Origin of the sequence: Bordetella genomosp. 9 (genome assembly GCF_002119725.1) — a bacterium.
Classification (GTDB): Bacteria; Pseudomonadota; Gammaproteobacteria; order Burkholderiales; family Burkholderiaceae_B; genus Bordetella_C.
The window spans coordinates 3,543,197-3,569,831 of record NZ_CP021109.1 but is presented as its reverse complement, the minus strand read 5'-3'; the positions used below and the strand labels follow the sequence as shown (position 1 = coordinate 3,569,831).

The 26,635-nt window shown below is 66.6% G+C and carries 25 protein-coding genes and 1 tRNA gene; 8 read left to right on the top strand and 18 right to left on the bottom strand.

What is annotated here, in order from left to right; translation table 11 throughout:
* Positions 1–4: 4 nt before the first annotated feature.
* From gmhB to glyQ, 3 genes are read right to left on the bottom strand one after another with little or no spacing between them, the layout of a single operon-like run.
* Positions 5–550: a D-glycero-beta-D-manno-heptose 1,7-bisphosphate 7-phosphatase gene (gene gmhB, locus CAL13_RS16390; protein WP_086058332.1), complete on the bottom strand. Its 546-nt coding sequence runs from the start codon at positions 548–550 to the stop codon at positions 5–7.
* A gap of 25 nt (positions 551–575) precedes the next feature.
* On the bottom strand, positions 576–2,708 hold the full coding sequence (gene glyS / locus CAL13_RS16385; RefSeq protein ID WP_086072966.1) for a glycine--tRNA ligase subunit beta: 2,133 nt from the start codon (positions 2,706–2,708) through the stop codon (positions 576–578).
* Positions 2,705–3,616 (bottom strand): glycine--tRNA ligase subunit alpha, encoded by a 912-nt coding sequence (gene glyQ / locus CAL13_RS16380; RefSeq protein WP_157664501.1) that lies wholly within the window; start codon positions 3,614–3,616, stop codon positions 2,705–2,707. Before glyQ ends, glyS begins: the two co-directional genes overlap by 4 nt.
* A gap of 166 nt (positions 3,617–3,782) precedes the next feature.
* Here glyQ and CAL13_RS16375 point away from each other — a divergent pair, with 166 nt between their 5' ends.
* Together CAL13_RS16375 and CAL13_RS16370 are read left to right on the top strand one after the other, a co-directional pair.
* Positions 3,783–4,550, top strand: a complete 768-nt coding sequence (locus tag CAL13_RS16375; RefSeq protein ID WP_086058329.1) for a crotonase/enoyl-CoA hydratase family protein — start codon at positions 3,783–3,785, stop codon at positions 4,548–4,550.
* 109 nt (positions 4,551–4,659) lie between these two features.
* Complete coding sequence (locus CAL13_RS16370) at positions 4,660–6,180, top strand: fumarate hydratase (RefSeq protein WP_086058328.1); 1,521 nt, start codon at positions 4,660–4,662, stop codon at positions 6,178–6,180.
* Positions 6,181–6,295: 115 nt separating this feature from the next.
* Here CAL13_RS16370 and folK read toward each other — a convergent pair whose 3' ends face one another.
* From folK to hda, 5 genes are all read right to left on the bottom strand, one after another.
* Entirely contained in the window at positions 6,296–6,775 is a 480-nt protein-coding gene (gene folK, locus CAL13_RS16365; RefSeq protein WP_086072965.1) for a 2-amino-4-hydroxy-6-hydroxymethyldihydropteridine diphosphokinase, read from the bottom strand.
* A gap of 20 nt (positions 6,776–6,795) precedes the next feature.
* Positions 6,796–8,154: a polynucleotide adenylyltransferase PcnB gene (gene pcnB, locus CAL13_RS16360; RefSeq protein WP_086058326.1), complete on the bottom strand. Its 1,359-nt coding sequence runs from the start codon at positions 8,152–8,154 to the stop codon at positions 6,796–6,798.
* Positions 8,155–8,159: 5 nt separating this feature from the next.
* The gene (locus CAL13_RS21275) at positions 8,160–8,306 is read right to left on the bottom strand and encodes a hypothetical protein (protein ID WP_157664500.1); all 147 of its coding nucleotides are present in this window, start codon (positions 8,304–8,306) and stop codon (positions 8,160–8,162) included.
* A 268-nt stretch (positions 8,307–8,574) separates the two neighbouring features.
* Positions 8,575–9,273, bottom strand: coding sequence for an HAD family hydrolase (locus tag CAL13_RS16355; protein ID WP_086072964.1), 699 nt, complete (start codon positions 9,271–9,273; stop codon positions 8,575–8,577).
* Positions 9,270–9,971, bottom strand: coding sequence for a DnaA regulatory inactivator Hda (hda, locus tag CAL13_RS16350; RefSeq protein ID WP_086058324.1), 702 nt, complete (start codon positions 9,969–9,971; stop codon positions 9,270–9,272). Before hda ends, CAL13_RS16355 begins: the two co-directional genes overlap by 4 nt.
* Positions 9,972–10,169: 198 nt before the next feature.
* Between hda and purM the strand changes: the two genes are divergently transcribed.
* Complete coding sequence (purM, locus tag CAL13_RS16345) at positions 10,170–11,219, top strand: phosphoribosylformylglycinamidine cyclo-ligase (RefSeq protein ID WP_086072963.1); 1,050 nt, start codon at positions 10,170–10,172, stop codon at positions 11,217–11,219.
* A 112-nt stretch (positions 11,220–11,331) separates the two neighbouring features.
* On the opposite strand, the gene miaA is transcribed toward purM, so the two are convergent.
* Entirely contained in the window at positions 11,332–12,285 is a 954-nt protein-coding gene (gene miaA / locus CAL13_RS16340; protein ID WP_086072962.1) for a tRNA (adenosine(37)-N6)-dimethylallyltransferase MiaA, read from the bottom strand.
* 20 nt (positions 12,286–12,305) lie between these two features.
* The gene (gene mutL / locus CAL13_RS16335; RefSeq protein WP_086072961.1) at positions 12,306–14,363 is read right to left on the bottom strand and encodes a DNA mismatch repair endonuclease MutL; all 2,058 of its coding nucleotides are present in this window, start codon (positions 14,361–14,363) and stop codon (positions 12,306–12,308) included.
* Between the two features lie 102 nt (positions 14,364–14,465).
* Between mutL and CAL13_RS16330 the strand changes: the two genes are divergently transcribed.
* Positions 14,466–15,125 (top strand): VTT domain-containing protein, encoded by a 660-nt coding sequence (locus CAL13_RS16330; RefSeq protein WP_086058320.1) that lies wholly within the window; start codon positions 14,466–14,468, stop codon positions 15,123–15,125.
* Positions 15,126–15,230: 105 nt separating this feature from the next.
* Here CAL13_RS16330 and CAL13_RS16325 read toward each other — a convergent pair whose 3' ends face one another.
* Positions 15,231–16,613 carry an N-acetylmuramoyl-L-alanine amidase gene (locus CAL13_RS16325; RefSeq protein ID WP_157664889.1) on the bottom strand — a complete coding sequence of 461 codons (1,383 nt, stop codon included), beginning with the start codon at positions 16,611–16,613 and terminating at the stop codon, positions 15,231–15,233.
* Positions 16,544–17,077: a tRNA (adenosine(37)-N6)-threonylcarbamoyltransferase complex ATPase subunit type 1 TsaE gene (tsaE, locus tag CAL13_RS16320; RefSeq protein WP_086073692.1), complete on the bottom strand. Its 534-nt coding sequence runs from the start codon at positions 17,075–17,077 to the stop codon at positions 16,544–16,546. Before tsaE ends, CAL13_RS16325 begins: the two co-directional genes overlap by 70 nt.
* Positions 17,078–17,234: 157 nt before the next feature.
* Here tsaE and fumC point away from each other — a divergent pair, with 157 nt between their 5' ends.
* Positions 17,235–18,632, top strand: a complete 1,398-nt coding sequence (fumC, locus tag CAL13_RS16315) for a class II fumarate hydratase (protein ID WP_086058318.1) — start codon at positions 17,235–17,237, stop codon at positions 18,630–18,632.
* A gap of 13 nt (positions 18,633–18,645) precedes the next feature.
* Here fumC and CAL13_RS16310 read toward each other — a convergent pair whose 3' ends face one another.
* A complete protein-coding gene (locus tag CAL13_RS16310; protein WP_086072960.1) occupies positions 18,646–19,539 on the bottom strand; it encodes an AEC family transporter in 894 nt (297 codons plus the stop codon).
* A gap of 203 nt (positions 19,540–19,742) precedes the next feature.
* Between CAL13_RS16310 and CAL13_RS16305 the strand changes: the two genes are divergently transcribed.
* The 3 genes from CAL13_RS16305 (at position 19,743) to CAL13_RS16295 (ending at position 22,148) form a co-directional block, all read left to right on the top strand.
* The gene (locus tag CAL13_RS16305) at positions 19,743–20,726 is read left to right on the top strand and encodes a tripartite tricarboxylate transporter substrate binding protein BugE (protein WP_086058316.1); all 984 of its coding nucleotides are present in this window, start codon (positions 19,743–19,745) and stop codon (positions 20,724–20,726) included.
* A gap of 241 nt (positions 20,727–20,967) precedes the next feature.
* Complete coding sequence (locus tag CAL13_RS16300) at positions 20,968–21,456, top strand: aminoacyl-tRNA deacylase (protein ID WP_086072959.1); 489 nt, start codon at positions 20,968–20,970, stop codon at positions 21,454–21,456.
* Positions 21,457–21,569: 113 nt separating this feature from the next.
* Positions 21,570–22,148, top strand: a complete 579-nt coding sequence (locus CAL13_RS16295; protein WP_086058314.1) for a DJ-1/PfpI family protein — start codon at positions 21,570–21,572, stop codon at positions 22,146–22,148.
* 84 nt (positions 22,149–22,232) lie between these two features.
* Here the strand turns inward: CAL13_RS16295 and pbpG are convergent, their stop codons facing one another.
* The 5 genes from pbpG to CAL13_RS16275 form a co-directional block, all read right to left on the bottom strand.
* Positions 22,233–23,408, bottom strand: coding sequence for a D-alanyl-D-alanine endopeptidase (pbpG, locus tag CAL13_RS16290; protein ID WP_232467679.1), 1,176 nt, complete (start codon positions 23,406–23,408; stop codon positions 22,233–22,235).
* Positions 23,409–23,733: 325 nt separating this feature from the next.
* Positions 23,734–23,808 (bottom strand) — tRNA-Arg (locus tag CAL13_RS16285).
* 433 nt (positions 23,809–24,241) lie between these two features.
* Positions 24,242–25,243: a Bug family tripartite tricarboxylate transporter substrate binding protein gene (locus CAL13_RS16280; RefSeq protein ID WP_157664888.1), complete on the bottom strand. Its 1,002-nt coding sequence runs from the start codon at positions 25,241–25,243 to the stop codon at positions 24,242–24,244.
* A 493-nt stretch (positions 25,244–25,736) separates the two neighbouring features.
* Positions 25,737–26,132 (bottom strand): hypothetical protein, encoded by a 396-nt coding sequence (locus CAL13_RS21270; protein WP_157664887.1) that lies wholly within the window; start codon positions 26,130–26,132, stop codon positions 25,737–25,739.
* A 5-nt stretch (positions 26,133–26,137) separates the two neighbouring features.
* Entirely contained in the window at positions 26,138–26,437 is a 300-nt protein-coding gene (locus CAL13_RS16275; RefSeq protein WP_086072957.1) for a BrnA antitoxin family protein, read from the bottom strand.
* Between the last annotated feature and the right edge of the window lie 198 nt (positions 26,438–26,635).

Here is a 26,635-nt window from a genome sequence, read left to right as displayed (position 1 = left end):
GCCTTCATGCCTGCCCGTCTTCCAGCAGGATGTCGACGACCGCTGCCAGGTCGTCCGCCACGCGCGTGCCTTCAGGCAGCTGTCCGCTGGCCATGGTCTTTTGCCCGTTGCCGGTTTTCACGAGCCAGGGCGCGCAGCCCATCGCCGCGCAGGCCTGCAGGTCGCGCAGCGAATCGCCCACCGCCGGCACGCCGGCCAGATCGACGTCGTAGCGGTCGGCGATCTGTTCGTACATGCCCGGCAGCGGCTTGCGGCAGCGGCACTGCTCTTCCGGCAGGTGAGGGCAGATGAAAATGGCGTCGATCGCGCCGCCCGCCTGGGCCACCTCGCGCCGCATTTTGGCGTGGATGGCCGTGAGCGTCGACATGTCGAAAAGTCCGCGCCCCAGGCCGGATTGGTTCGACGCGACGACCACCGTCCAGCCGGCCTGATGCAGGCGCGCGATGGCCTGGATCGAGCCGGGCAGGGCGACCCATTCGTCGGGGGATTTCACGAAGGCGTCGCTGTCGTGATTGATGACGCCGTCGCGGTCGAGGATGATCAGTTTCATCGGTGTTGACAGACCTTGGTGCCGGCTACGCCAGCCGCGAGATGTCGGCGACCTTGTTCATCAGGCCATGGAGCTGCCCCAGCAGGGCCAGGCGGTTCGCCCGCACGGCCGGATCGTCGGCCATCACCATGACGTCCGCGAAAAACGCATCCACCGGCTCGCGCGCCTGCGCCAGCGTGCGCAGGCTGCCCGCGAAGTCGCCGGCGTCGAATTGCGCCTGGGCGCGCGGGCTCAGTGCTTCGATGGCCTGCGCAAGCGCGCGTTCGGCCGGCTCCTGCAACCGGGCCGGGTCGACCGTGCCGATGTCGCCTTCGGCCTTCTTCAGCAGGTTGCCCACCCGCTTGTTGGCAGCCGCAAGGCTGGCGGCTTCCGGCAGGCCGCCGAAAGCGGTGACCGCACGCACGCGCGCGGCAACCTGGTGCAGCGGGGGAGCCAGCGCGATGACCGCGTCCACGGCATTACGGTCGTAGTCCGATGCCAACTGATTGCGATAGCGCTCGTAGATGAAGGCGCGAACCTCGTCCAGCGCCGCATCGCCGATGCGCCCCGGCCCGAAGCTGTCCGCCGCCAGCCGCAGCAGGCCATCCTGCGTGAGCGGACCGTTCTCGCTCGGCTTGAGCCATTCGCCCGCAGCGAGCTGCTCGAAGGCGCTGATCAGGCCCAGCGCGGCGCGGCGCAGCCCGAAGGGATCGCGTTCACCCGTGGGCGCGAGCCCGATGCTCCAGATGCCCACCAGGGTCTCGGCCCGTTCGGCGATGAAAAGCGCCGCCGCCGTGAGTCCGTCGCGGTCCACCGGCGCGTCCAGGCGGTTTCGGTATTGGTCGCGCAGGGCGCGGACCACGTCGGCGGGCTCGCCGTCCGCCTGGGCATAGTAAGCCCCCATGATCCCTTGCAGTTCGGGGAATTCGCCCACCATCTGCGTGCCCAGGTCGGCCTTGGCAAGAAGCGCTGCACGGTCCGCGGCCTGCGCGTCCGCGCCGAGCGCCTGCGCCACGCCGCGCGCCACGGCGCGCACGCGCTCCACGCGTTCCAGCTGGGTGCCGAGTTTGTTGTGATAGACGATGCTGCCCAACTGCGGCACGCGCTCGGCCAGCGGCGTCTTGCGGTCGGTTTCGAAGAAGAACTGCGCGTCGGCCAGACGGGGCCGCACCACGCGCTGGTTGCCTTCCACGATGTTGACCGGATCGGCCACCTGCATATTGCTGACGATCAGGAAGCGATGCGTCAACTTGCCGGTTTCCGGGTTGAACAGCGGAAAGTACTTCTGGTTGAGCCGCATCGTCAGGATCAGGCATTCCTGCGGAACTTCCAGGAAACGCGGCTCGAACTCACCGACATAGACGGTGGGATGCTCGACCAGGGCCGTGACTTCTTCCAGCAGCGCGGGCACTTCGGGATCATCGCCCAGCGTGGCGCCCAACTGGCGCGCGTGGGTGTCGAGCTGCCGGGCGATATCGTCGCGGCGCGCGTCGAAGCCGGCGATCACACGACCGGCCTCTGCCAGTTGGCTTGCATAGGCGTCGGCGTCGCGCAGCACGATGGGGGCGTTGCTCATGAAGCGGTGCCCCAGGGTCTGGCGTCCCGCCGTGAGTCCGAGGGCCGAGACATCGACCACATCGGCGCCGAACAAGGCCACCAGTCCATGCGCGGGGCGCACGAACTTGACGGTGGTCACGCCATCGGCCAGCTGATAGCTCATGACCTTCGGAATGGGCAGTCCGTCAAGCGCTGCGTCCAGCGCTGCCTGGAGGCCGGCGGCCAGGCTGGCGCCCGGCGCGGTTCCGCGCGCCACCAGGTAATCCTGCTTGCCGTCCGATTCGCGCGCCAGCGCGGCAACGTCCACGTTGTCCAGGCCCTTGGCCGCCAGCTTTTTCAGCAGGGCGGGCGTGGCGCGGCCGTCGGCGTCCAGGCCGACCTTGACGGGCATCAGCTTCTCGGCGAATTCCTGGTCGGGCGCCTGGGCGCGGACGGCGGACAGGTGGACGGCCAGCCGGCGCGGCGTGGCGTACGGCTGTACGCGGCAATCCTGGGCCAGCAGGTTGCGCGACGCCAATCCCTGGCGGATGCCTTCGGCAAAGGCGTCGCCCAGCCGGCGCAGCGCCTTGGGCGGAAGTTCTTCGGTCAGCAGTTCGACCAGCAGCGGGCGGATGTCGCTCATTGCGCGGCCTCCACGGCGGCCTGGCCGGCAAGCATGGGGAAACCGAGCCGTTCGCGCGACTCGTAATACGCCTGCGCGATGGCGCGGGACAGGTTGCGGATGCGGCCGATATAGGCAGCCCGTTCGGTGACGCTGATCGCGCCGCGCGCATCCAGGAGGTTGAAGGTATGCGCGGCCTTCAATACCGCTTCATACGCCGGCAGGGCCAGCGGGACGTCCATCAGCCGCTTAGCCTCGGATTCGTAGTCGTTGAAGTGCGCGAACAGCATTTCCGCGGAGGAGTATTCGAAGTTGTAGGTGGACTGTTCGACTTCGTTCTGGTGGAAAACGTCGCCGTACTTGACGGTGCGCCCGTCCGGGCCAACGGTCCAGACCAGGTCGTAGACGCTCTGCACATCCTGCAGGTACATCGCCAGCCGTTCCAGCCCGTAGGTGATTTCCCCCGTGGTCGGCGTGCAATTGAGCCCGCCCACCTGCTGGAAATACGTGAACTGCGTCACCTCCATGCCGTTGAGCCAGACTTCCCAGCCCAGTCCCCACGCGCCCAGCGTGGGGTTTTCCCAGTCGTCCTCGACGAAGCGGATATCGTGCTGCGCCGGGTCGATGCCCAGCGCCTTGAGCGAGCCGATATACAAGTCCAGGATCTCCGGGGGCGCCGGCTTGAGCACCACCTGGTACTGGTAGTAGTGCTGCAGACGGTTCGGGTTTTCGCCGTAGCGGCCGTCCTTGGGCCGGCGCGAGGGCTGCACATAGGCGGCGCGCCAGGGCTCGGGGCCGATGGCGCGCAGGAAGGTGGCGGTATGCGAGGTGCCCGCGCCGACTTCCATATCGTAGGGCTGCAGAAGCGTGCAGCCTTGCTTATCCCAGTATTCCTGGAGTTTTAGGATGATTTGCTGAAAGGTAAGCATGAGTGCTGGGGAACCGCCGCTGGGCATGCGATGAGAAACCCGGCATTTTACTGGAGCCGGGGGATGGACGGCCGCGGAGCGGCCGCGCGTTGGTCGTATCATTCGATTTCCGCGCGCGCGGCGGCCCGGCCGGGCGCGCGCGCCCCATTGGAAGGAGGAACAAGGCATGGCCGACCTGATCGAGGTGACCCAGACCGACGGTATCCAGATCATCACCATCAACCGTCCGGAAGCCCGCAACGCCATCAACCTGGCTGCCGCGCAGGCCATGGCGGCCGCGTTGGACGAACTGGACAACAATCCCGCCGTGCGCATCGGCATCCTGACGGGCGGCAACCAGACCTTTTCGTCCGGCATGGACCTGAAGGCCTTCGCCCAGAGCGGCGAGCGGCCCCTGATTCCGGGCCGTGGCTTCGCCGGCCTGAACGAGGCGCCCCCGCAAAAACCGCTGATCGCGGCGGTGGAGGGCTACGCGCTGGCGGGCGGCTTCGAGATGGCGCTGGCCTGCGACCTGATCGTGGCGGCGCGCAACGCCAATTTCGGCCTGCCCGAAGTCAAGCGCGGGCTGGTCGCCGGTTCCGGCGGGATGCTGCGCCTGCCGCGCCGGCTGCCCTACCACATCGCCATGGAAGCGATCCTGACCGGAGACATGCTGAGCGCCGAGCGCGCCCACGCTTACGGCCTGGTGAACCGGCTGACCGAGCCAGGCCAGGCGCTGGAAGGCGCCATGGCGCTGGCGCGCACCATCGTGGAGAACGGTCCGCTGGCCGTGCAGACCGCCAAGCGCATCGTCTCGCAGGCCGTCGATTGGGAGCAGGCGGGCATGTTCGATCGCCAGCGCCCCTTGATTGCGCATATATTCACGTCCGCAGACGCCAAGGAGGGCGCGACCGCCTTCGCGGAGAAGCGCAAGCCCGTCTGGCAAGGAAAATGATTGCCGTCCGGCGGCCCGGGTATCCCGCTACCCGCATGCCGCCGCCTTTTATCCCGGCCGCGCTTTGCGCAGGCTTCGGCCGATTCCGGCCCCTTACCGCAAGTACGTCATGACCATCATCAAGGAAGAAGACTTCATCCAGTCCATCGCGGATGGGATCCAGTTCATCAGCTACTACCATCCGGTGGACTATATCCGCCACCTGGCGCGCGCCTACGAGCGCGAGGAAAGCCCGGCCGCCCGCGACGCCATTGCGCAGATCCTGACCAATTCGCGCATGTGCGCCGAAGGCAAGCGGCCGCTGTGCCAGGATACCGGCATCGTCAACGTCTTCCTGAAGATCGGCATGAACGTGCGGTTCGAAACCTCGCGCAGCCTGCAGGAACTGTGTGACGAAGGCGTGCGCCGCGGCTATACCCATCCCGACAACCCGCTGCGCGCCTCGGTGCTGGCCGATCCGCTGTTCGCCCGCCGCAACACCAAGGACAACACGCCCTGTATCGTCAACGTCGAACTGGTCCCGGGCGACAAGGTCGACGTGCAACTGGCATCCAAGGGCGGCGGTTCGGAGAACAAGTCCAAGTTCGCCATGCTCAACCCCAGCGACTCGCTGGTCGATTGGGTGCTGAAGACCGTGCCGACCATGGGCGCCGGCTGGTGCCCGCCCGGCATGCTGGGCATCGGCGTGGGCGGCACGGCGGAAAAGGCCATGCTGATGGCCAAGCAATCGCTGATGGACGATATCGACATGTACGAGCTGCTGCAGCGTGGCCCGCAGAACAAGCTCGAGGAACTGCGCATCGAGCTCTACGAAAAAGTGAATGCGCTGGGCATCGGCGCGCAGGGCCTCGGCGGCCTGACCACGGTGCTCGATATCAAGATCGCCACCTACCCCACGCACGCGGCATCGCTGCCGGTGGCCATGATCCCGAACTGCGCGGCCACCCGCCATGCCCACTTCGAGCTGGACGGCAGCGGCCCGGCTCACCTGACGCCGCCTTCGCTTTCCGAGTGGCCGGAAGTGCGCTGGGCGCCGGACTACAACAAGTCCAAACAGGTCAACCTGGATACGCTGACGAAGGAAGAAGTCGCGAGCTGGAAGCCGGGCCAGACGCTGCTGCTGTCGGGCAAGATGCTGACCGGCCGCGACGCCGCGCACAAGCGCATCCAGGACATGCTTGCCAAGGGCGAGCCGCTGCCCGTGGACTTCCGCAACCGCGTCATCTACTACGTGGGTCCGGTCGACCCCGTGCGCGATGAAGTCGTCGGCCCGGCCGGCCCCACCACGGCCACCCGCATGGACAAGTTCACCGACATGATGCTCGAAAAGACCGGCCTGATCGCCATGATCGGCAAGTCCGAGCGCGGCCCCGTCGCCATCGAGGCGATCCGCAAGCACAAGTCGGCGTACCTGATGGCGGTGGGCGGCGCGGCCTACCTGGTGTCCAAGGCCATCCGCGCCGCCAAGGTGCTGGCATTCGAGGACCTGGGCATGGAAGCCATCTACGAGTTCGAGGTCAAGGACATGCCGGTGACCGTTGCGGTCGATGCGGAAGGCACGTCCGTGCACATGACCGGCCCGCGCGAATGGCAGGCCAGGATCGGCAAAATCCCCGTCGCCGTCGCCTGATCGGTCGTCCCTGTCGCGGGTGTTGCGCATGCCGCGATGGACGCTTCCCGAAAGCCCGCCAGGTCCGCCCGGCGGGCTTTTTTGCATCTGCGGGATGCCGTTTTGCCGGGGCCCGCTATTCCGGCAGGCGTTCGATCGATTGCCCGGCGCAGCACGCGAGCAGTTCGTCCAGCGTCTTGCCGTCCAGGCGCAGATCGGGCGCCAGATCGCGCAGCGGCATGAGCACGAAGGCGCGTTCGCGCATGCGCGGATGCGGCAGCGTCAGGCGCGGAGACGACAGCCGCAGGGCGTCGTAGAGCAGCAGGTCGATGTCCAGCGTGCGCGGCGCGTTGCGGTACGGGCGCATACGCCCATGCGCGAGCTCGATGGCTTGCAGCGCGTCGAGCAGGGCGAGCGGCTCGAGTGTCGTTTCAATGCGGGCGACTGCATTGACGAAATCCGGCCCGGCGGCATCCACCGGATCCGAGCGGTAGAAGGGCGAGGTCTCGCAGGCGAGCACGCCTGCGGTGGCGCGCAGTTCCTGCACCGCCGCGCGCAGCTGGGCGGCGCTATCGCCCAGGTTGCTGCCCAGGCCCAGGTATGCGGTGGCGGCCACGGTTTCGACAGGCCTGACGGCTATTCCGTGTGGCTTTGCGCCATGGCCGCCGGATTGGGACGGCGGCGCGAGCGACGGCGGCGCGCCGGGGCGTCTTCGCCCTTGGCGCGCGGCGAGCGCGAGACTTCGTCGATCATCTGCGCGCGGGTGATGTCGTCGGCGTTGGCCAGGTCCATCCACCATTGCGCCAGCACGCTGTCGAACTCGCCGGCGGCCGCGCGCAGTTGCAGGAAGTCGCAGGCCGCGCGGAAACGCGGCTGTTCCAGCATGCGGTAGATCGTCTTGCCGGCGCGGCGCTCGAAGCGCGGCTGCATGAACCAGATCTCGCGCATGTCGGCCGAGAACCGCCGCTGGATGGCCAGTTTTTCGGTCTGCTCGTCCAGCACCGAATCGGCGGCCTGGATCAGCGCGGGAATGGTGTGCTCGCCCTGTTTGCACAGCTCGCGCCAGCGCACCTCCACCTGCTGCCACAGCAGCGAGGCGAACAGGAAGCTCGGGCTGATCGACTTGCCCGCGCGCACGCGGGCGTCGGTGCGTTCCAGCGCCAGTTCGACGAACTGCTCGCCCTGGGGTTGTTCCAGCACCACGTCCAGCAGCGGGAGCACGCCGTGGTGCAGGCCCTCCGCGCGCAGCTGCCGCAGACAGTCCATCGCATGGCCGCAGGTGAGCAGCTTGAGCATTTCGTCGAACAGGCGCGAGGCCGGCACGTTTTCGATCAGGCTTGCCATGCCCCGAATGGGCTCGCGCGTGGCGGGATCGATGGTGCCGTTCAGCTTGGCGGCGAACCGCACCGCGCGCAGCATGCGGACCGGATCTTCGCGGTACCGCTGCAAGGGGTCGCCGATCATGCGCACGACCCGCTTCTTCAGGTCCGCCACGCCGTTGTGATAGTCGATGACTTCCTCGGTGAGCGGATCGTAGTACAGCGCGTTCAGGGTGAAGTCGCGGCGGGCCGCGTCTTCTTCCTGGCTGCCGAACACGTTGTCGCGCAGGATGCGTCCATGCTCGTCGGTTTCCTGGTCCGCGGTCGCCAGCGCGCGGAAGGTCGACGTTTCGATGATTTCCTGTCCGAACACCACGTGCACGAGCTGGAAGCGCCGGCCGATGATGCGGGCGCGCCGGAACAGCGGCCGGATTTCTTCCGGCGTCGCATTGGTGGCGACGTCGAAATCCTTGGGTTCGATCCCGACGATCAGGTCGCGTACGGCGCCGCCGACGATATAGGCTTCATAGCCGGCCTGGCGCAGGACCTCGCACACCTTGATGGCGTGCCGCGAAACGTTGCGGCGATCGATGCCGTGGCGCTCTCTGGGAATACGCTGCGGGCCGCGCGTTGGGAACAACCGGGCGACGAATTTTTTTATGGTTTCCGTAATCATGGACTTCAGTGCTCCATGGCGCTGCGCGCCACCCGCACCGCTTGAGATGGATAAAGCTCGATTGGCGACACAGCAAATCGGCTTTTTCCGCTTCTTTGCCGAGTCACCCGCTTGAACGCGAAACCTGCACTGCTGTTGGCGTGAAAGCTCATTCTGTGCATCCTGACGCCGCCCGCCGCACGAATCCGGCGCAACCCGGCCGGGGACGCCGCGGATCCGGCTTCGCCGGTCCGCCAGCGTCGCCCCCTTGAGCGCACGGGTGCCGCCCCATCGGGGCGCCGCGGATCCGGCTCTGCCGGTCCGCCAGCGTCCCCCCGTGAACGCACAGGTGCCGCCCGATCGGGGCGCCGCGGATCCGGCTTTGCCGGTCCGCAGGCGCGCCCCCTCGAGGGGGAAGCGCGCAAGCGCTTCGGGAGTGGGCTATGACTTCTCATCTTCCATATGGGCAAACAGCTCAAGCACGCGCCAGCCGCGCGAGTGCGCGATGTCGCGCAGTGCGGGGCTGGGATTGGTCGCGACCGGCTGGCTGACCGCCTCCAGCAACGGGACGTCGTTGATGGAGTCGCTATAAAAAAACGTTTCGGAAAAATCCGCAAGCGTCAGCCCCATTGCGGCGAGCCAGTCATGCACGCGGGTCACCTTGCCTTCCTTGAAGCTGGGCGTGCCTTCAATGCGGCCCGTATAGCGTCCCGCCACATACTCGGGAATGGTCGCGATCAGGTTCGGCACGCCGAAGGCGCGGGCGATGGGCGCCGTGACGAAGTGGTTGGTGGCCGTGACGATGGCGCACAGGTCGCCGGCGGCCAGATGGTCCTGCACCAAACGCACGGCGGCCAGCCCGATGGCCGGCCGGATGACTTCGGCCATGTATTCCTCGTGCCAGCGGGCCAGGTCGAAGGGCGTGTGCGCCGCCAGGAGCCCCAGCATGAATTCCGCGGACTGCTGCGCCGTCAGCTCGCCGCGGTTGTAGCGCTCCATCAGGTCCTCGTTGCGCGCCCGCGCTTCTTCGGGATCGCCCGCCCGGCCGGTGCGGGCCAGGAAGTCCGCCCATTGGTAGTCGCTGTCCAGGGGCAGCAGCGTGTGATCGAGATCGAAGAGAGCCAGGCGTGCAGCAGTCATGAGGTAGGGGTATCGGGGTCCGCCAGCATCGCGCGCAGCAGCGGTATGGTCAGGGGGCGGCGCGTGGCCAGCGAATAGCGGTCCAGCGCGTCGAGCAGGGCGGCCAGGCGCCGCATGTCGCGCTCGTAATGCGTCAGCATCCAGTTGATGACTTCCGGCGCCAGTTGCAGTCCGCGTTCGGCGGCCTGCGCCGCCAGCGCGGCCAGTTTGTCGGCGTCTGAAAGCGGATCCAGACGGAAGACCAGGTCCCAGCCCAACCGGGTGCGAAGGTCTTCGCGCAGCGGCATCGCCAGGGGCGCGCGGTCGCCCGCGACGGCCAGCGCGAAGGCATGTTGCGTGGCCGCCGACTCGCGCCAGCGATTGTACAGGGCAAACAGGGCCGCCTGTCCGGTCTCGCTCATCCGGTGCAGGTCATCCACCGCCACGATGGGCGGCATGCGGTCGTCCGGTTCGCGCTGCGCGAGCATGGCCAGTTCGGCGCCGGCCTCGTCGGCGCTCACGTAGCGTCCTTCCGGCGTGGCGGCGATGGCGCGCAGCAGATGCGTGCGGCCGCAGCCGGCCTGGCCCCACAGGTACAGCGCCCGTCCCGGCGCCAACTGGCGTGCCGCTTCCAGCGCCTGCCCGTTGGGGCCCGCGATGTAGTTGCCCAGCGATGGCGCCGGCTCGGGAAGGACATCTAGCAGCAGCTGGCGATTCATGGGGCGGGCATGGCTCCACCCCTCGGCGCCGGCCGGCCGGCGCGGCAAAGGGCGCCGTGGCGGCCGCCCGCAGCGGAGATCGCGCGACGGATCGACCGTCCGCGGCCCGTGCGGCGTGGAATGGGTGGGCTCATCGTAAAATCCGGAAAGCTGACTCGAAAAAATCCCGCAATTTTTACACACCCCACGGTTTTTCTCATGACAAATCAACCTTCCGCCCCGTTGACCTACCGCGATGCCGGCGTCGACATCGACGCGGGCGATGCCCTGGTCGACCGCATCAAGCCGCTGGCCGCCCGCACCATGCGGCCCGGCGTGCTGGCAGGCATCGGCGGCTTCGGCGCGCTGTTCCAAGTCCCCGGGAAATACCGCGAGCCGGTGCTGGTGTCCGGCACGGATGGCGTGGGGACCAAGTTGAAGCTGGCCTTCCAGTGGAACCGGCACGACACCGTGGGCATCGACCTGGTGGCGATGAGCGTGAACGACATCCTGGTCCAGGGCGCGGAACCGCTGTTTTTCCTGGACTACTTCGCCTGCGGCAAGCTGTCCGTCGACACCGCGGCCGCCGTGGTCGGCGGCATTGCGCGCGGCTGCGAGCAGGCCGGCTGCGCGCTGATCGGCGGCGAGACCGCCGAGATGCCCGGCATGTATCCCGACGGCGAATACGATCTGGCGGGATTCGCCGTGGGGGCCGTGGAGAAGTCCGCGATCATCGACGGCAAGTCGATCCGTCCGGGCGACGCCATTCTGGGCCTGGCGTCCAGCGGCGCGCACTCGAACGGCTATTCGCTGGTGCGCAAGATCCTGGAGCGCGCCGGCGCGCGGCCGGACCAGGATTTCCACGGCCAGCCGCTGGTCGATGCCGTCATGGCGCCCACCCGCATCTACGTCAAGCCGGTGCTGGCCGCGCTGGCGCAGCACGGCGCCGCCATCAAGGGCCTGGCCCATATCACCGGCGGCGGACTGGTGGAAAACGTGCCGCGCATCCTGCAGAGCGGCGTCGCGGCCGTCCTGCATCGCGACGCCTGGGCCATGCCGCCCCTGTTCAGCTGGCTGCAGCAGCAAGGCGGCGTGGCCGATGCCGAGATGCACAGGGTGTTCAACTGCGGCATCGGCATGGCGATCGTCGTGGACGCCGCCCAGGCCGATGCGGTTGCCGGCACGCTGCGCGAGCATGGTGAAACCGTGTCGCGCATCGGCGAAATCGTCGCCCGCGACGGCGACGCGCCGCAGACTGTGGTGCGTTGAGCCGCGCATTCGGGCCGGAGCGCGGGCGGCAGTCGGCGCCCTGCGTTCCATCGATACGGGCCGCCTCTGCGCGGCCCGGCGTTTTTCCACGTTCTGGAACGCTTCGCGTGCGTCAGCCGAGCACTTCGGCCCACGCGCGTATCACCTGGTCGGCCGCGTCGGGCGCCAGGCAGTCCACCACCATGCGATCCGGCTGTGCGCGCAGCCACGTGAGCTGGCGCTTGGCGAGCTGGCGGGTAGCGGCGATGCCGCTGGCGCGCGCCTCCTCCAGATCCATCTCGCCCTCGAGATAGCTCCACATCTGCCGGTACCCCACGCAACGTACGGATGGCAGACCCGCATGCAAGTCCCCACGGGCCCGCAGGGCGCGCACTTCATCGATCAACCCTTGCGCCAGCATGAGGTCGAAGCGCTGCGCGATGCGCGCGTGCAAAGCCGATCGGTCCGATGGCTCCAGGCTGATCGTGACGTATCGCTGCGTTTGCGGCGCGCCGCCGGATTGCGCCCGCTGCCTGGCCGCGCGTTGGAGCAGGGCGGACATGGGTTGCCCGCTGACCAGGCAGACTTCCAGCGCCCGCTGTATCCGCTGGCTGTCGTTGGGGGCCAGACGCGCCGCAGTGACGGGGTCCAGGCGGGCCAGCTCTTGGTGCATGGCCGGCCATCCGGCGTCGGCGGCGCGCCGTTCCAGTTCCGTACGCAGGGCGGGATCCGCCGACGGCAGGTCGTCCAAGCCTTCGCGCAGGGCCTTGAAGTACAGCATGGTGCCGCCGGCAAGCACCGGCATGCGGCCCCGCTCATGAATCGCGTCGATCAGGCGCAGCGCGTCGGCCCGGAAGTCCGCGGCGGAATAGTTCTGCGCGGGGTCCCGGATGTCCAGCAGATGCTGTGGCACGCGCTCGCGCTCTTCGGCGCTGGGCTTGGCGGTGCCGATGTCCATGCCGCGGTAGATGGTGGCCGAGTCGACATTGATGATCTCGATCGGCCAGCGGCGCGCCAATGCCAGCGTGGCGGCGCTTTTGCCGGCCGCGGTGGGGCCGGTCAGGCAAAGGATGGGACGGGGTGTCATGCGGTGCGTGGGCGCGTTTGCTATTGACCGCGCAGGAACAGCCGGTCCAGTTCGCCGACCGTCCACTGCACCCAGGTGGGACGGCCGTGATTGCACTGGTCGGCGCGTTCGGTGGCTTCCATGCGGCGCAGCAGCGCGTTCATTTCTTCTATGGTGAGCCGGCGGTTGGCGCGCACCGAGCCATGGCAGGCCATCGTGGCCAGCAGTTCGTTGCGTTGTTCGGTCAGCAGGCGCGACACCCCCACTGCCGCCAGGTCGCGCAGCACCGCGCGGGCCAGCGATTCCACATCGCCGCGGGCCAACAGCGCGGGCACGGAGCGCACCGCGATCGAGGCCGGCCCAGCGGGACGCATGCGGAAACCCAGTTCCTCCAGCTGCGTCTCGCATTCCTCGACCAGCGCCACGTCCTTTTCCGGGGCATTGAAAACCACGGGCACCAGGAGATCCTGACGCGGCATGCTGCGCGCGTCCAGCGCGCGCTTCAATTGCTCGTACACCACGCGTTCGTGAGCGGCGTGCATATCGACCAGCACCAGGCCCCGAGCGTTCTGCGCAAGGATGTAGATGCCATGCAGCTGGCCCAGCGCCATTCCCAGCGGGAATTCTTCGTCGGCGGGCAGGGCGGCGTTGCCCGGCCCCGGCTCACGCAAGGACGGCGCGTCGCCCGGGGTGGGCGCCATGGCGTAGCCGTCGGGGATCGATCCGCCCGAACCGCTACCCGCCGCGCCGTCGGCAAGGCCCGGACCGCCGTGGCCGGATGGCGCGGCATGCGCACCATCGTGCTCGAGCGGCCGGTACAGACTTTGCCAATCCGCGGAACCGCCGCCGCCATGGGCGCCGTGCAGGCGGAACGGCATTTGGGTATGGGGCCGTTGGGAGGACGGAGACGAAGCGCCGGCTCGATAGCTTGACGCCATGCCTGGGCCCGGCGCGGCGGCATGGGCGGCGCTTTCCGCGGTGAAGACGGCCGGCGCTGCGATTCCGGCCTCTACGGCGTCCCGCGCCCCCGATGTCGGCGCGCCGCCGGCGGCCACGCCCGGCGTGGCGGGCGCTGCCTGAGGAATGCCAGCCCCGCTTGTAAGGTGCTGGCCCCCTGTCTGCGCGAGCGCGTCCGATACCGCCTGGGACACGAAGCGGTGCACCGCGCCGCTATCGCGGAAGCGGACCTCGTGCTTTGCCGGATGAACGTTGACGTCCACCGCGGCGGGGTCGATGTTCAGAAACAGCACATAAGCCGGCTGGCGGTCGCCGTGCAGCACGTCCGCATAGGCGCTGCGCAACGCATGGCTGACGGTGCGGTCGCGTACGAAGCGGCCGTTCACGTACAGGTATTGCCGGTCTGCGCGCGCGCGGGCCGCGGTGGGACGGGTGATCATGCCGGAAAGTTCGACCGGCCCCAGGGCACGGCCGACGGCAAGGCCGTGATCGGCGAATTCAGCCCCCAGCACGTCCCGGATGCGCTGCGCCGGCGCGGCCGGCAGCCACTGCCGATGCGCGCGATCATGATGAAACAGGCGAAACGCGATGCCGGGATGCGCCAGCGCGATGCGCTCCAGCGCGTCCAGGCAATGCCCGAATTCGGTGGCCTCGGATCGCAGGAACTTGCGCCGGGCCGGCACGGCGTCGAACAACTGTCGCACATCGACGGTCGTGCCCGGCGGCCCGGAGGCCGGCGCCAGCTCGCCGCTGCCCGCGTCGATCTGCCAGGCATGATCGCCGTCGCGCGTGCGGGAAATCAGCGTCAGCTGCGCGACCGAGGCGATGGAAGCCAACGCCTCGCCGCGGAAACCCATGGAGGCCACGGCTTCCAGCTCGCCCAGCGTGGCGATCTTGCTGGTGGCATGGCGGCGCAGCGCCAGGGGCAGCTCTTCCGGGGGAATGCCGCCCCCGTCGTCGGTGACGGCGATACGGCGGATGCCGCCGCCCTCCAGCCGCACTTCAATGGCGCGGGCGCCCGCATCGATGGCGTTTTCCAGCAGTTCCTTCAGCACCGAGGCGGGGCGTTCGATGACCTCGCCCGCGGCGATCTGGCTGATCAACAGGTCGGGCAGGGCGGCAATGGGTCGGCGTTCGGACATGGGCGGGGCGGCGGAGAATGTGCGGAAGATTTTAGCCGGGGTGCCGGGTCGGCTATAGTCCGGGGCGATGCGCAACTTCTCGCAACTTCGGTCCTCGCCCGCATGCTCGACTTACTCAACATGGTGCTGCATATCGACCAGACGCTGGGCCTCTGGGTCGCCAAGTATGGCTCCTGGGTCTATCTGGTCCTGTTTCTGATCGTTTTCGGCGAGACGGGCTTCGTCGTCCTGCCGTTTCTGCCGGGCGATTCCCTGTTGTTCATCGCAGGCGCCTTCGGCGCGTCCGGGCATATCGACCCCCTGCTGCTCGCGATTCTGCTGATCGTGGCGGCGATCACGGGCAACACGCTGAACTACGCTGTCGGGCGGTATATCGGCCCGCGCGTGTTTTCCATGAATGTGCGGTTCCTGGACCGCTCCGCCCTGATGCGCACCCACGCGTTCTACGAAAAGCATGGCGGCAAGACCATCGTCCTGTCGCGCTTCATCCCGCTCGTGCGCACCTTCGCCCCCTTCGTGGCCGGCGTGGCGGAAATGAGCGTGGCGCGGTTCCAGCTGTTCAATATCACCGGCGCCGTGCTGTGGGTCGGCAGCCTGGTCACGGCCGGGTATTTCTTCGGCAACATCCCGCTGATCAAGGAGCACCTGAACCTGATCGTGCTGGTCGGCCTGGCGGCGGCGATTCTGCCCCTGGTGCTTGCGGGTATCTGGAAGTTCTTGCGCCGCCGCCAGGGCGGCGTAGCGGGCGCCCGCAAGTCCTGAAGCGGCGGGCCGCCGGGCTTGAGCCGGGCAGCGCCACGCCCGCGGGCGCGCGAACGGCGGAACGGCGGAACGGCGGACCGGCCGGCCGCCGCCCCGGCACGGGAATCAACTGACGTCGCCGACGCGCGCCAGCGGCGGATTGGTCGTCAGGTAGCGCTGGATGCCCGTGAACATCGCCATCGCCAGCTTGTCCTGGTGCGAGCTCGATTTCAACAGCGCCTCTTCGTTCGGATTGCTGATGAACGCCGTCTCCACCAGGATCGACGGAATATCGGGCGCTTTCAGCACCGCGAAGCCCGCCTGTTCCACGCTGTCCTTGTGCAGCCGGTTGATCTTCTTGATCTCTTCCAGAAGCACCGTGCCGAGCTTCAGCGAGTCGTGAATCTGCGCGGTCGTGGACAAATCCAGCAGCACCTTCGCCACTTGTTCGTCATGCGCGCCCAGGTTGACGCCGCCGATCAGGTCGGCCGCGTTCTCCTTGTTCGCCAGCCAGCGCGCCGCCGCGCTGGAAGCGCCCCGCTGGGACAGGGCGAACACGGAAGAGCCGCTGGCCGTGGGCTTGATCCAGGCATCGGCGTGTATGGACACGAACAGGTCGGCGCGCACGCGACGGGCCTTCTGCACGCGCACGTGCAGAGGGACGAAATAGTCGTCGTCGCGCGTCAGATAGGCCCGCATGTTGGGCTGCGCGTCGATCAAGGCCTTCAGGCGATGGGCAATGCGCAGCACCACGTCTTTCTCGCGCAATCCCGTGCGCCCGCTCGCGCCGGGATCCTCGCCGCCGTGTCCCGGGTCCAGCGCGATGGTCAGCATGCGCTTGCGGCCCAGCTTGGGGGTGTCCGATGGGCGGGGCAACGCGACCGCCGGCGGCTGCGGCGAGGGCAGGGGCGTGGGCGAGGACGGAATCGTCGCGGTATTGGGCCCCGGCGGGTTGCGCGAGATGTCCTCGAGAATGCGCGCCAGGGGATCGTCGACATCGGGCGGCGGCGGTTTCTTCAGGATCGCCAGCAAGGGGTCCTGCGCGATCTTGGGATACAGATCCAGCACCAGCCGGTATTGATAGTCGGCGACGGGCTTCAACGTGAAGATCTGCGGCGCCACGGGTTGCTTCAGGTCGAAGACCAGACGGACGACGTTCGGCCGGTTCTGCGCGATGCGCAGCGAGCGGATATACGGGTCGCCGTCGCGGATCTTTGCCGCCAGGTCGTTCAGCGAAGCGCTCATGGAAAGGCCTTCGATGTCGACCACCAGACGGTCCGGGTTCTCCAGGGTGAACTGCTCCGCCTTCAACTCGCTATCGAGTTCCAGCGTGACGCGGGTGTATTCATCGGCGGGCCAGGTACGCACGGCCAGAATGGTCGCGGCCTGCGCCAGGCGGGGAATGACGGGGAGGACGAGCAGCGTGGCTGCGGCGCCGATCAGCCGGCGCCGGGACATGGCGCCGCGGGAGCGGGGGACGCCTGGGGGGGGACAATCGCGTTCAGCCATAGTTGCCCTCGAGCGGTGTACGCGGTCAACGTGGCATCGCGTCCTGGGCCGGCATAGGCCAGGGAAATGTGCAGATCCGGCGGGGGCAGCAGGCCCTCCGCCTTCTCAGGCCATTCGATCAATACGACCGCATCGTCCCGCAATAAATCGCGGAATCCCGCGTCCAGCCACTCGCGCGGATCGCTAAACCTATAAAAATCAAAGTGATAGAAGTATAAGTTAGAAACTTTATAGGTTTCAAGCAAGGCATAGCTGGGACTCTTGATCCGCCCCTGGATGCCGCTTTGGCGCAACAGGGCCCGGACGAAGGCCGTTTTCCCAGCGCCCAGGTCGCCGGACAGGTGGACGCGGCCCCCCGCCGGCGCGCCCGCCGCGCCGTTCAGCAGCGGCGCGAGCCGGTGCGCCAGCGCGTCGGTGGCGGCTTCGTCGGGCAGGTGCAGGGTCAGGCTGCGCGGGGCGGACATGTCGCGGGTCGAGTGGTAAAAACAGGGCATTATAGGAAGCGGAAGCGCGGCCCGCCGTCGCGGCCCCGGCGCGATTCCGCTTGTCCGCCTGTCCTTCCTCGACCCCTCCGGTGCGCCGGTACGCCGCGCGCCGGGCGAACCACGGAGCAGTAGCCTCATGAATATCCGCACCGAGAAAGATACCTTCGGCCCCATCGATGTTCCCGCGGACCACCTGTGGGGGGCGCAAACCCAGCGGTCGCTCCAGTTTTTCGCCATCTCCACGGAAAAAATGCCCGTGCCCCTGATCGACGCGATGGCCCGGCTGAAGAAGGCCGCGGCGCAGGTCAACGCCGAGCTGGGCGAGCTCGATTCCGGCATTGCCGATGCCATCGTCCAGGCGGCCGACGAAGTCATCGCCGGCAAGTGGCCCAATGAGTTTCCGCTATCGGTGTGGCAGACGGGCTCCGGCACGCAGAGCAACATGAACATGAACGAGGTGCTGGCCAACCGCGCCTCGGAAATCCTGGGCGGCGAGCGCGGCGAGGGCCGCAAGGTGCATCCCAACGATCACGTCAATCGCGGCCAGTCTTCCAACGACACCTTCCCCACCGCCATGCACGTGGCGGCCGCCATCCAGGTCGAGCAGCATCTGTTGCCGGCGCTGAAGTCGCTGCGCGCCACGCTGGCGGAAAAAAGCGCGGCCTTCTACGACATCGTCAAGATCGGCCGCACCCACCTGCAGGACGCCACCCCGCTGACGCTGGGGCAGGAATTGTCCGGCCACGTCGCCCAGCTCGACCTGTCGGAACAGCAGATCCGCGCGGCCCTGCCGGGCTTGCATCAATTGGCCATCGGCGGCACGGCGGTGGGCACCGGCCTGAACGCGCATCCGGAATTCAGTGCGCGCGTTTCGGCGCGGCTGGCCCACGATACCGGCGCGGCTTTCGTATCCGCGCCCAACAAATTCCAGGCCCTGGCTTCGCACGAGGCGCTGCTTTTCATGCATGGCGCGCTCAAGACGCTGGCGGCCGGGCTGATCAAGCTCGCGAATGACGTGCGATGGCTGGCGAGCGGCCCCCGTTCCGGACTGGGTGAAATCCGGATCCCGGAAAATGAGCCGGGAAGCTCCATCATGCCGGGCAAGGTGAATCCCACCCAATGCGAGGCCATCACCATGCTGGGCGCTCAGGTGTTGGGCAACGACGTGGCGATCAACATCGGCGGGGCCAGCGGCAACTTCGAACTCAATGTGTTCAAGCCGCTGTTGATCCACAATTTCCTGCAGTCCGTGCGCCTGCTCACCGATGGCATGAACAGCTTCAACGCGCATTGCGCCAAGGGCATCGAGCCCAACCGCGAGCGTATCGCCGAACTCGTCGACCGTTCGCTGATGCTGGTGACCGCGCTGAACCCGCACATCGGCTACGACAAGGCGGCGCAGATCGCGAAGAAGGCCCACAAGGAAAACCTGTCGCTGAAAGAAGCGGCGCTGCAGCTGGGCCATGTGACCGAAGAACAGTTCCGGCAATGGGTCGTGCCTGCGGAAATGACCAACGCCAAGCGTAACGCTTGACGCGGGACCGCACTCATCCCGCCGCCGCCAGCCACAGCGGAATGCTGGCGGCGGAAATCAACGTGCCAAGCGAAATCACCACCGCAACGAGGCGGCCGTCGCCCCCCATGCGCATCGCCAGGACATAGCTGGCCGAGGCCGTCGGCAGCGCCGCAAAAACCAGCAGCATGCGTGCGTCCAATGGCGGCAGCCCTAGCAGCCGCGCCACGCCGATCGCCACCAGCGGCAGCACGGCGAGCTTCACCGCAACCATCCAGGCGATCAGCGCCCCTTGCCGGCGGCCACCCTGCCACGACAGATTGGCGCCCACGCATAGAATCCCCAGCGCGATGGCGGCCGCGCCCAGGCGCGCCAGGAAGGTATCGACGGGCCCCGGCAGCTGCACGCCGCCGAAGTTGCAAGCCAGGCCCGCCATCGTGGACAGCACCAGCGGATTGCGCAACAGCTCGCGCACCAGATTGCCGCCGTTATGGCGGGCCAGCGTGTGCACGGCCATGACGTTGGCGACCGGCACGGCCAGCCCCACCAGCACCGCCATGACGGTTTGGCCGCGCGCGCCGTCCAGGCTGGCGCTGAGCGCAAGCCCGATGTACGTGTTGAAGCGATACGCACATTGCGCCACGGACGCGTGCGCCAGCGGTTCCGCACGCAGCACCGGCCTGGCCAGCCACGCCGCGGCGTAGCCGGCGGCCAGCACCAAGGCCACCGCCTGCAGCAGCAGCGCCGCGCTGCCGGCGCTCAATGGCGTGCGCAGGATGGCCTGGAATAGCAGCGCGGGAAACAGCACGAAGTACACCAGGCGCTCGAGTCCGGCGAAAAACTCGCGTTCGAAGCGCAGCTTGTGCCGAAGCATCCATCCCAACGCGACCAGGAAAAAATCGGGCAGAACAAGCAGGGCGACGGACATGAATGGCGAATGTGGCGTACAAAGGGAAACTGGCCCGGCGGCCGATGGAAAGAGGGCTAGCCCCGGTACCCTGTGTAAAAAAATGCTGCTATTCTGCGCGATTGTGCAGGATCGCGCATCTGCCCATAAGGCGACGCAAGGGCGCATCCGCTGTCAAATCAGCCCGCAAAGGGCGGGTTGAAGAACTAGGAGGAACTACTTCGATGATGAAAATCCGCACGTTGACGGCCGCCATCGCGTTGGGCGCCGCCACGCTGGCCGCATCCGCGCAGGCCGCAGACAAGTATCCCAGCAACCCCATCCGCGTGATCGTGCCCTTCGCGCCGGGCGGTTCCACCGACATCATCGCGCGGCTGGTGACGCAGCGCATGAGCCAGGAACTGGGCCAGCCCATGGTCGTCGAAAACAAGGGCGGCGCGGGCGGCGCCATCGGCGCTGCTGAAGCGGCCAAGGCCAAGCCGGACGGCTACACGCTGTCCATCGCCACCGTCTCCACGATGGCGGTGAACCCGGCCTGCCGTCCCAACGATCTGCCCTACGATCCCATCAAGGATTTCCAGCCGGTCACCAACTTTGCCAATACCGCGAACGTGGTCTCGGTCAATCCCAAGAAGATGCCGGTCAAGGACTTCAAGGAATTCCTGGAAGTCCTGAAAAAGAACCCCGGCAAGTATTCCTACGGCAGCTCGGGCACCTGCGGCGTGCTGCACCTGATGGGCGAGTCGTTCAGGATGGCCACGGGCACCGATATCGTGCACGTGCCGTACAAGGGGTCCGGTCCCGCGCTGGCGGATGCCGTCGGCGGACAGATCGAAATCCTGTTCGACAACCTGCCGTCGTCCATGCCGCAGATCAAGGCTGGCGCGATCAAGGCCATGGCCATCGCCTGGCCCAAGCGCATCGAGGACATCAAGGACGTCCCGACGTTCGCCGAAGTCGGTTACCCGGTCCTGAACCAGCCCGTGTGGTACGGCCTGCTGGCGCCCAAGGGCACGCCGATGGACATCGTGAACAAGCTGCGCGATGCCGCCGTGGTGGCGCTGAAGGACCCCAAGGTGATCAAGGCCCTGGCCGAACAGGGATCCGAGCCGTCCGGCAACACGCCCGAGGAATTCGCCAAGGAAATCCAGCAACAGTACGACTGGGCGAAGGACGTCGTGAAGAAGCAGAACATCAAGATGGAGTAAGACGTTCGCGCTTCGCGGACGACGGCCTCGCAAGGGCGCGCGCGGGAGGCGGTATCACCGCAGCCCGCCGCGCTTTCGGCGCGGTGGCCGACGTCCCGACGGACACCGAAGGGCCGGGAGCCGCATTCATGCGCCTCGGCCCTTGTGCTTTTCCGCTCCGCTTGCGCGACGTCCGGAACGACTGTTTTTCCCTTTGGGCGCCGCTGACGCCTGGCGTGGCGCCGTTCGATGTCCCGACATCATGAGCAAATCCCGACACGTTTCCGAGACACCGGCGACCCAGTTCCTGAAGCAGCACAAGGTCGCCTACACCGAGCACACCTATGACTACATCGATCATGGCGGCGCCGGTGAAGCGGCCCGGCAGTTGCAGCTGGACCCGCATGCCGTGGTCAAGACCCTGATCATGGAAGACGAAGCGGCGCGTCCGCTGATCGTCCTGATGCACGGCGATTGCGAGGTGTCCACGAAGAATCTCGCACGCCAGGCTGGCCTGAAAAAGGTCGCCCCTTGCCAGCCGGACGTCGCGCAGCGGCATTCGGGATATCAGGTCGGGGGAACGTCGCCCTTCGGGACGCGCAAGCGCATGCCAGTTTGGGTGGAGCAGACCGTGCTCGATTATCCCGTGATCTACATCAACGGCGGCCGGCGGGGATATCTGCTGGGCATCGCGCCCGGCGTGCTGGTCGACCTGCTCGGTGCCCGCCCCGTGTCCGTCGCGCTGGCCTGATGCGTTGACCGGATCTTTGCCCCTCGCCGGGGCGATGCGCCGGCGCGGGCCTTTTGGCACAATCGTCCGCAGCGGCCGCAACCGCGGCCCGTTCCCGATCCAAGGAGACGACCATGGCGAAGAAGTTGCTCATGCTGGTCGGCGATTATGCCGAGGACTACGAAACGATGGTGCCCTTCCAGACGCTGCTGGCGGTCGGCCACACGGTGCATGCCGTGTGCCCCGACAAAAAGGCGGGTGATACGGTGGCCACCGCCATTCACGATTTCGACGGTGCGCAGACCTACAGCGAGAAGCCGGGGCATCGCTTTTCCCTGAACCAGGACTTCGATGCCGTCGATCCCGCGCAGTACGATGGCCTGGTGATCCCAGGCGGCCGCGCGCCGGAATACCTGCGCATGAATCCGCGCGTGCTGGAGATCGTGCGGCACTTCGACGAGGCCCGCAAGCCCATCGCGGCCATCTGCCATGGCGCGCAATTGCTCGCGGCCGCCGGCGTATTGAAGGGACGCGTGTGTTCGGCCTATCCCGCCTGCGCGGCGGAAGTGCGGCTGGCCGGCGGCGAGTACGCGGATATCGCCATCGATGGCGCGCATACCGACGGCAATCTCGTCACCGCGCCCGCCTGGCCCGCACACCCGGCCTGGATGGCGCAGTTCCTGGCGGTGCTGGGGACAAAGATCGTCCATTGACAGAAAAGACGAAGGGGCGCGATTCGCGCCCCTTCGATGTCCCCGCGGCGGGGTGAGGATCCGCGCCGGCCGGCGCGGCATGCCTTACAGCATCGCCACTTCGTTCTGCACGAACTTGCGGATGCGGACGGCGTCCGCGATGCGGGAATATTTGCCTTGCGAATCCAGCAGCACGATGGCCAGGTCGCGTCCCTGGATGTGGGCCAGCATGACCAGGCATTCGCCCGCTTCATTGATGAAGCCGGTCTTCGACACCTTGATGTCCCAGTCGGCGTTGCGCACCAGGGCGTTGGTGTTGCGGAACGTGCGCGTATGGCCCTTGCCCATGTCGACGTCGTATTCGGTGTCCGTCGTGTAGCGGTGGATCAGCGGACGCTGTGAGGCCGCGCGCAGCAGGCGCACCAGGTCGCGGGGCGACGAGACGTTTTCGCTGGACAGGCCGGTGGGCTCGACGAAGTGGGTGTCCATCATGCCGAGTTCGCGCGCCTTTTCGTTCATGGCTTTGACGAACGCGGGCATGCCGCCGGGGTAATAGCGGCCCAGGGCATGCGCCGCCCGGTTCTCCGACGACATCAGCGCCAGATGCAGCATGTCGGCGCGGCTCAGGCGCGTGCCCACGGGAAGGCGGGAGGCGGCGTGGCGCAGGCGATCGATATCGTCGTCGGTGATCTCCAGCATCTCATCCATGGGCTGGTTGGCATCCACCACGACAAGCGCGGTCATCAGCTTGGAAATCGACGCGATGGGACGGATGGTGTCTTCGTTCTTAGCGAAAAGCACCGTCGAGGTTTCCAGGTCCTGCACATAGGCGACGCTGGAGCGCAGCGCCGCGGCCTGGGCCGACGGCGTGACCAGATGGCCGGCCGCCGCGCCGGCGGACACCTTGCCGGCCGCGACGCTGCTGCGGTGAACGACCTTTTTGGCGGTGTTGCCCGACTTCACCGTGGTGTCGGTTACCACTTGCTTGCGGGTGGCGGCGCTCGTCTTGCCGTCGCTGGTCTTTTTCGCGACGGTGGTGGTCTTGGCCGACGTTTTGGAAATCGTCGTCTTGGTGCGGGTTTGCGAGACCGTGGTGGTCTTGCTGACCGTGGTCGTTGTCTTCGTCGCGGTCTTGCTCTGCGCGGCCTTGCAGGCGGCCGATTTGGCGTTCACCTTGCAAGGATCGGACGCCGCCCGGGCGCCGGGCGACAGCAGAAGCGATGCCGCGACCATCAGCGGGGCGACCGCCGTCACGACCGTACGTTTCAGGAATAGCGCCATAGGGGAAAGCGTGTTGTGTGGTCCGAGTGAGTCCGACACGGCCCGGCGTGCCGGAAAATTGAGTCGAATTATAGGGTTAGCTTGGGAATTTAAACAATCGTTTTAAGCCGTCATGCCGCCAAAAGCATAACCGGGTTGGCGGCCTTCAGGTGGAAAGCGCCAACCAGGCGCCGCAGATTTGCCTGCACCGGCATACAAAAGCAAGGGGGATTGGAGCCGAGGGGCGCTTTTTGGTTCCGGCCAGGGATAGGGACCCGGGGCGCGGGAGAGCGGGGCGGCGCCGGATGGGCATCGCCGTCCGGGGAGAAACACGTCAAAGGAGGGCTGGCCTCGCCGGGTGGAATCGAACCACCAATTGACCCTTAGGAGGGGCCGGTTATATCCATTTAACTACGGCGAGATGGGCGGTTTTGAGGGATGGTGTCACCCCTTTTGCGGGATGGCGTCACCCCGCTAGTACGCTGCTTTTTTCGGCTAACCCCTTGATTTCTTAGAGTAAGGTAGCCCGAAACTATATCACGATTCACCACCCGCTCTCATCTGATGATGTGAATCCTAGTACTACGGGAGTCACTACAGCGGGAATGGGGCATGGCCGCAGTTGCGATGATCGGCGCCATGCGGCGCGGCGGGTACCCAAGGCAAGGACGCAAGTCTATCAGGAGGATGTTGGGGCGCCAAAATCGGGGTGTAGCGCTGGGGTTAGGAACTGCGGTTGCCCGGGGCGCGCCTTGTGGCTGCGCCGGCAACAATGCCCGGCACAACGAAAGGCGCTTGCCCGTCGAGGAGACTTGGCGAGGGCGCAGTCCGACGGTGGTCCCGGCGATGGTCCGTCAGTGAAGCGGTTTGATATTCCGCATTTGCAGGATCTGGTTCCACCGATCGGTTTCTTCGGCGATCAGCTCCTTGAACGCCGCCGGCGTGTTTGGCGGCTGCGGTGTAGTAAAGGCGTGCCGTGTCAACGCATCGCGGAGCGCCGGGTCGAGTAACGCTGTATTTATCGACCGGTTCAGTTTTGCCACCACATGGGGCGGCGTACCGGACGGCGCCACCAGGCCGCTCCAACCTCCAAGCTCAAGCCCTGAAAGTTGTGGCACGCCGGCTTCCTCCAACGTCGGCACATCCGGCAGTGCCGGTACCCGTCGCGAAGACATCGTAACTACGGGCCGAAGCTGACCCGCTTGAATCTGGGGCAGCGCTCCAGCAAGTGGCGCGATGTAGAAATCTATCCGGCCGCCTATCACGTCCGTCAGCACGGGCGAGCCGCCGCTGTACGGTACATGCTGTATGTCGATGTCCATTTCCTGCTGCAGCAATTCACAAAGCAGATGCGAGGTTGTCCCGGTTCCAGGAGATGCGCACGTGAGAGCACCTGGATACGTTCGGGCAATCCTCATCACATCGTCCAGGGTAGTAATTTGGCTATGGATGCCGCTTACCATGACAAATGGTTGTGTTGCCGCCAGACCCACAGGAATCAGGTCGCGCGAAAAGTCATACTTCATGCTGCCGTACATGGTTCTGTGAATGATGTTCGGTCGCCCCCCAAGAAAGAGCGTGTAGCCGTCGGGCGCTGCGTGCGCGACATATTCCGCGCCGAGATTACTGCCAGCGCCAGGCTTGTACTGAACGATGACTTTTTGCCCCAGCGCTTCGCTCATGGACCCCGCGAGCAGACGGGCCAGAGCGTCGGCGCTTCCGCCTGGAGGGAAGCCAATCACCAGCGTGATCGGGCGCTGCGGGTATACGGCATCTTGCTCGGATGCCATGGCTCCCCATGACAGGGTGGTGCTCGCCAAAGCAAGAAGTGCGAGGTTCCGCTTCAGATGGTGCATCTCGTCTCCGTTCCAACGTTGTAGTAGTGCCCGGGATACGTTCCGCATTGCGCCAGGAGGAGTCGCCGCCATGGCTCGTGAGGATGTTCGCCCCGGGCAAGAGCGGAAGTGCGTAACCTGAAATCTGCAGCCGTTCCGGGTCAGACGGGCCGCTGACGGCTACGCGCATTCCGACGAGACACCGCACCAGCAGACCGCCGATCGCTGGTCGGGTAGATATCGTCGTCGGTGAAGCTCAGCTCGCGCACGCTGCACTGCACGTCCGGATTTCGGGCGTCGGCCGGTCCTTCGGGCGCCGCACTGGCTGAGGCGTGACGGACAGAGCTACATCGAACAGCGTTTACGGGTCAAAGACAGCAGGCGGAAAAGCCCGGTGTCATCATGCGCGCCTATGGTGACTCCACGCCCTCGCGTGTACGGAGCGCTGCTTTGCAGCACGCCTCGGCGACAGTCCGGTCAGAGCGAAATGGCTCTATTCGAACGCTGAGAACATTCACCGAAAAACCGTGCGACGATGGCCGGTTGAGTGGAGCTTGATATTGCGCATTCGCAGGATTCCGTTCCACAGGACCGTCTCTTCGGCGATCAGTTGCTGAAACCCCATCGGCGTGGTCGGTTGCTGCGGCGGGGCAAAGGGTAGCCGCGCCATTGCATCGCGCACTCCCGGGTCCATCAGTGCCGCGGGGTTACGCTGAGCGGCGATGCGCGCGGCTTGCCTGCGGCGCAGCGCCGCGGCCACCTTCAGGTGACCTCGCGCTGACTGCGGGCGTTGCCGGTGCGGCGAAGTCCGCATCGACTTTGATGAAGTTGTGGATTTTCTGCCATCACGGAAACGACACAGCTTGATCTCCAATCGCGACGGCCCGGTCTGCGCATGCAGGCGGGCCATCGTCCTCAAAGAACGCCTTTTTCCACCGCCTCGCGCAGCACGTTGTTAACGCGGGTCTGCCAGCCTTTTCCGCACTGGCGTGGGTGTTCCATCAAGTCCGCGTCGATGCGCATGTTCAGCGAGGGCCGCTTGACGGCGGCACGCGGCCGGCCCGGCCTGGTCACTTTCGCCGCGCTCCAATACGCCCGCGCCGCGGCCCCGTCGTTCGGATCGTAGAGGTCGGTTTCCTGGTCGTGAGCGACGGGCGCCTCAGCGGCCGCTTCCGCCTTGACACGATCCCAATCAGTCTTGTTGTGCATCTTCATACAGGCTCCGTTCGGCCTTCGATGCGCGCCGCAACGAAATAGCGCGCAGCGTGTTGCGTCGAATCACGTACACCAGAACGAGCACGACGCCGGCAGGCGCGGTTCGCCGGGAATAGTACTGAATCGCCTCCGTCGTTCGAGCCGCCGCCTTTTGCCCCAACTCTAGCCGAAGACTAAGGGACGGGACGGGAAACGCCG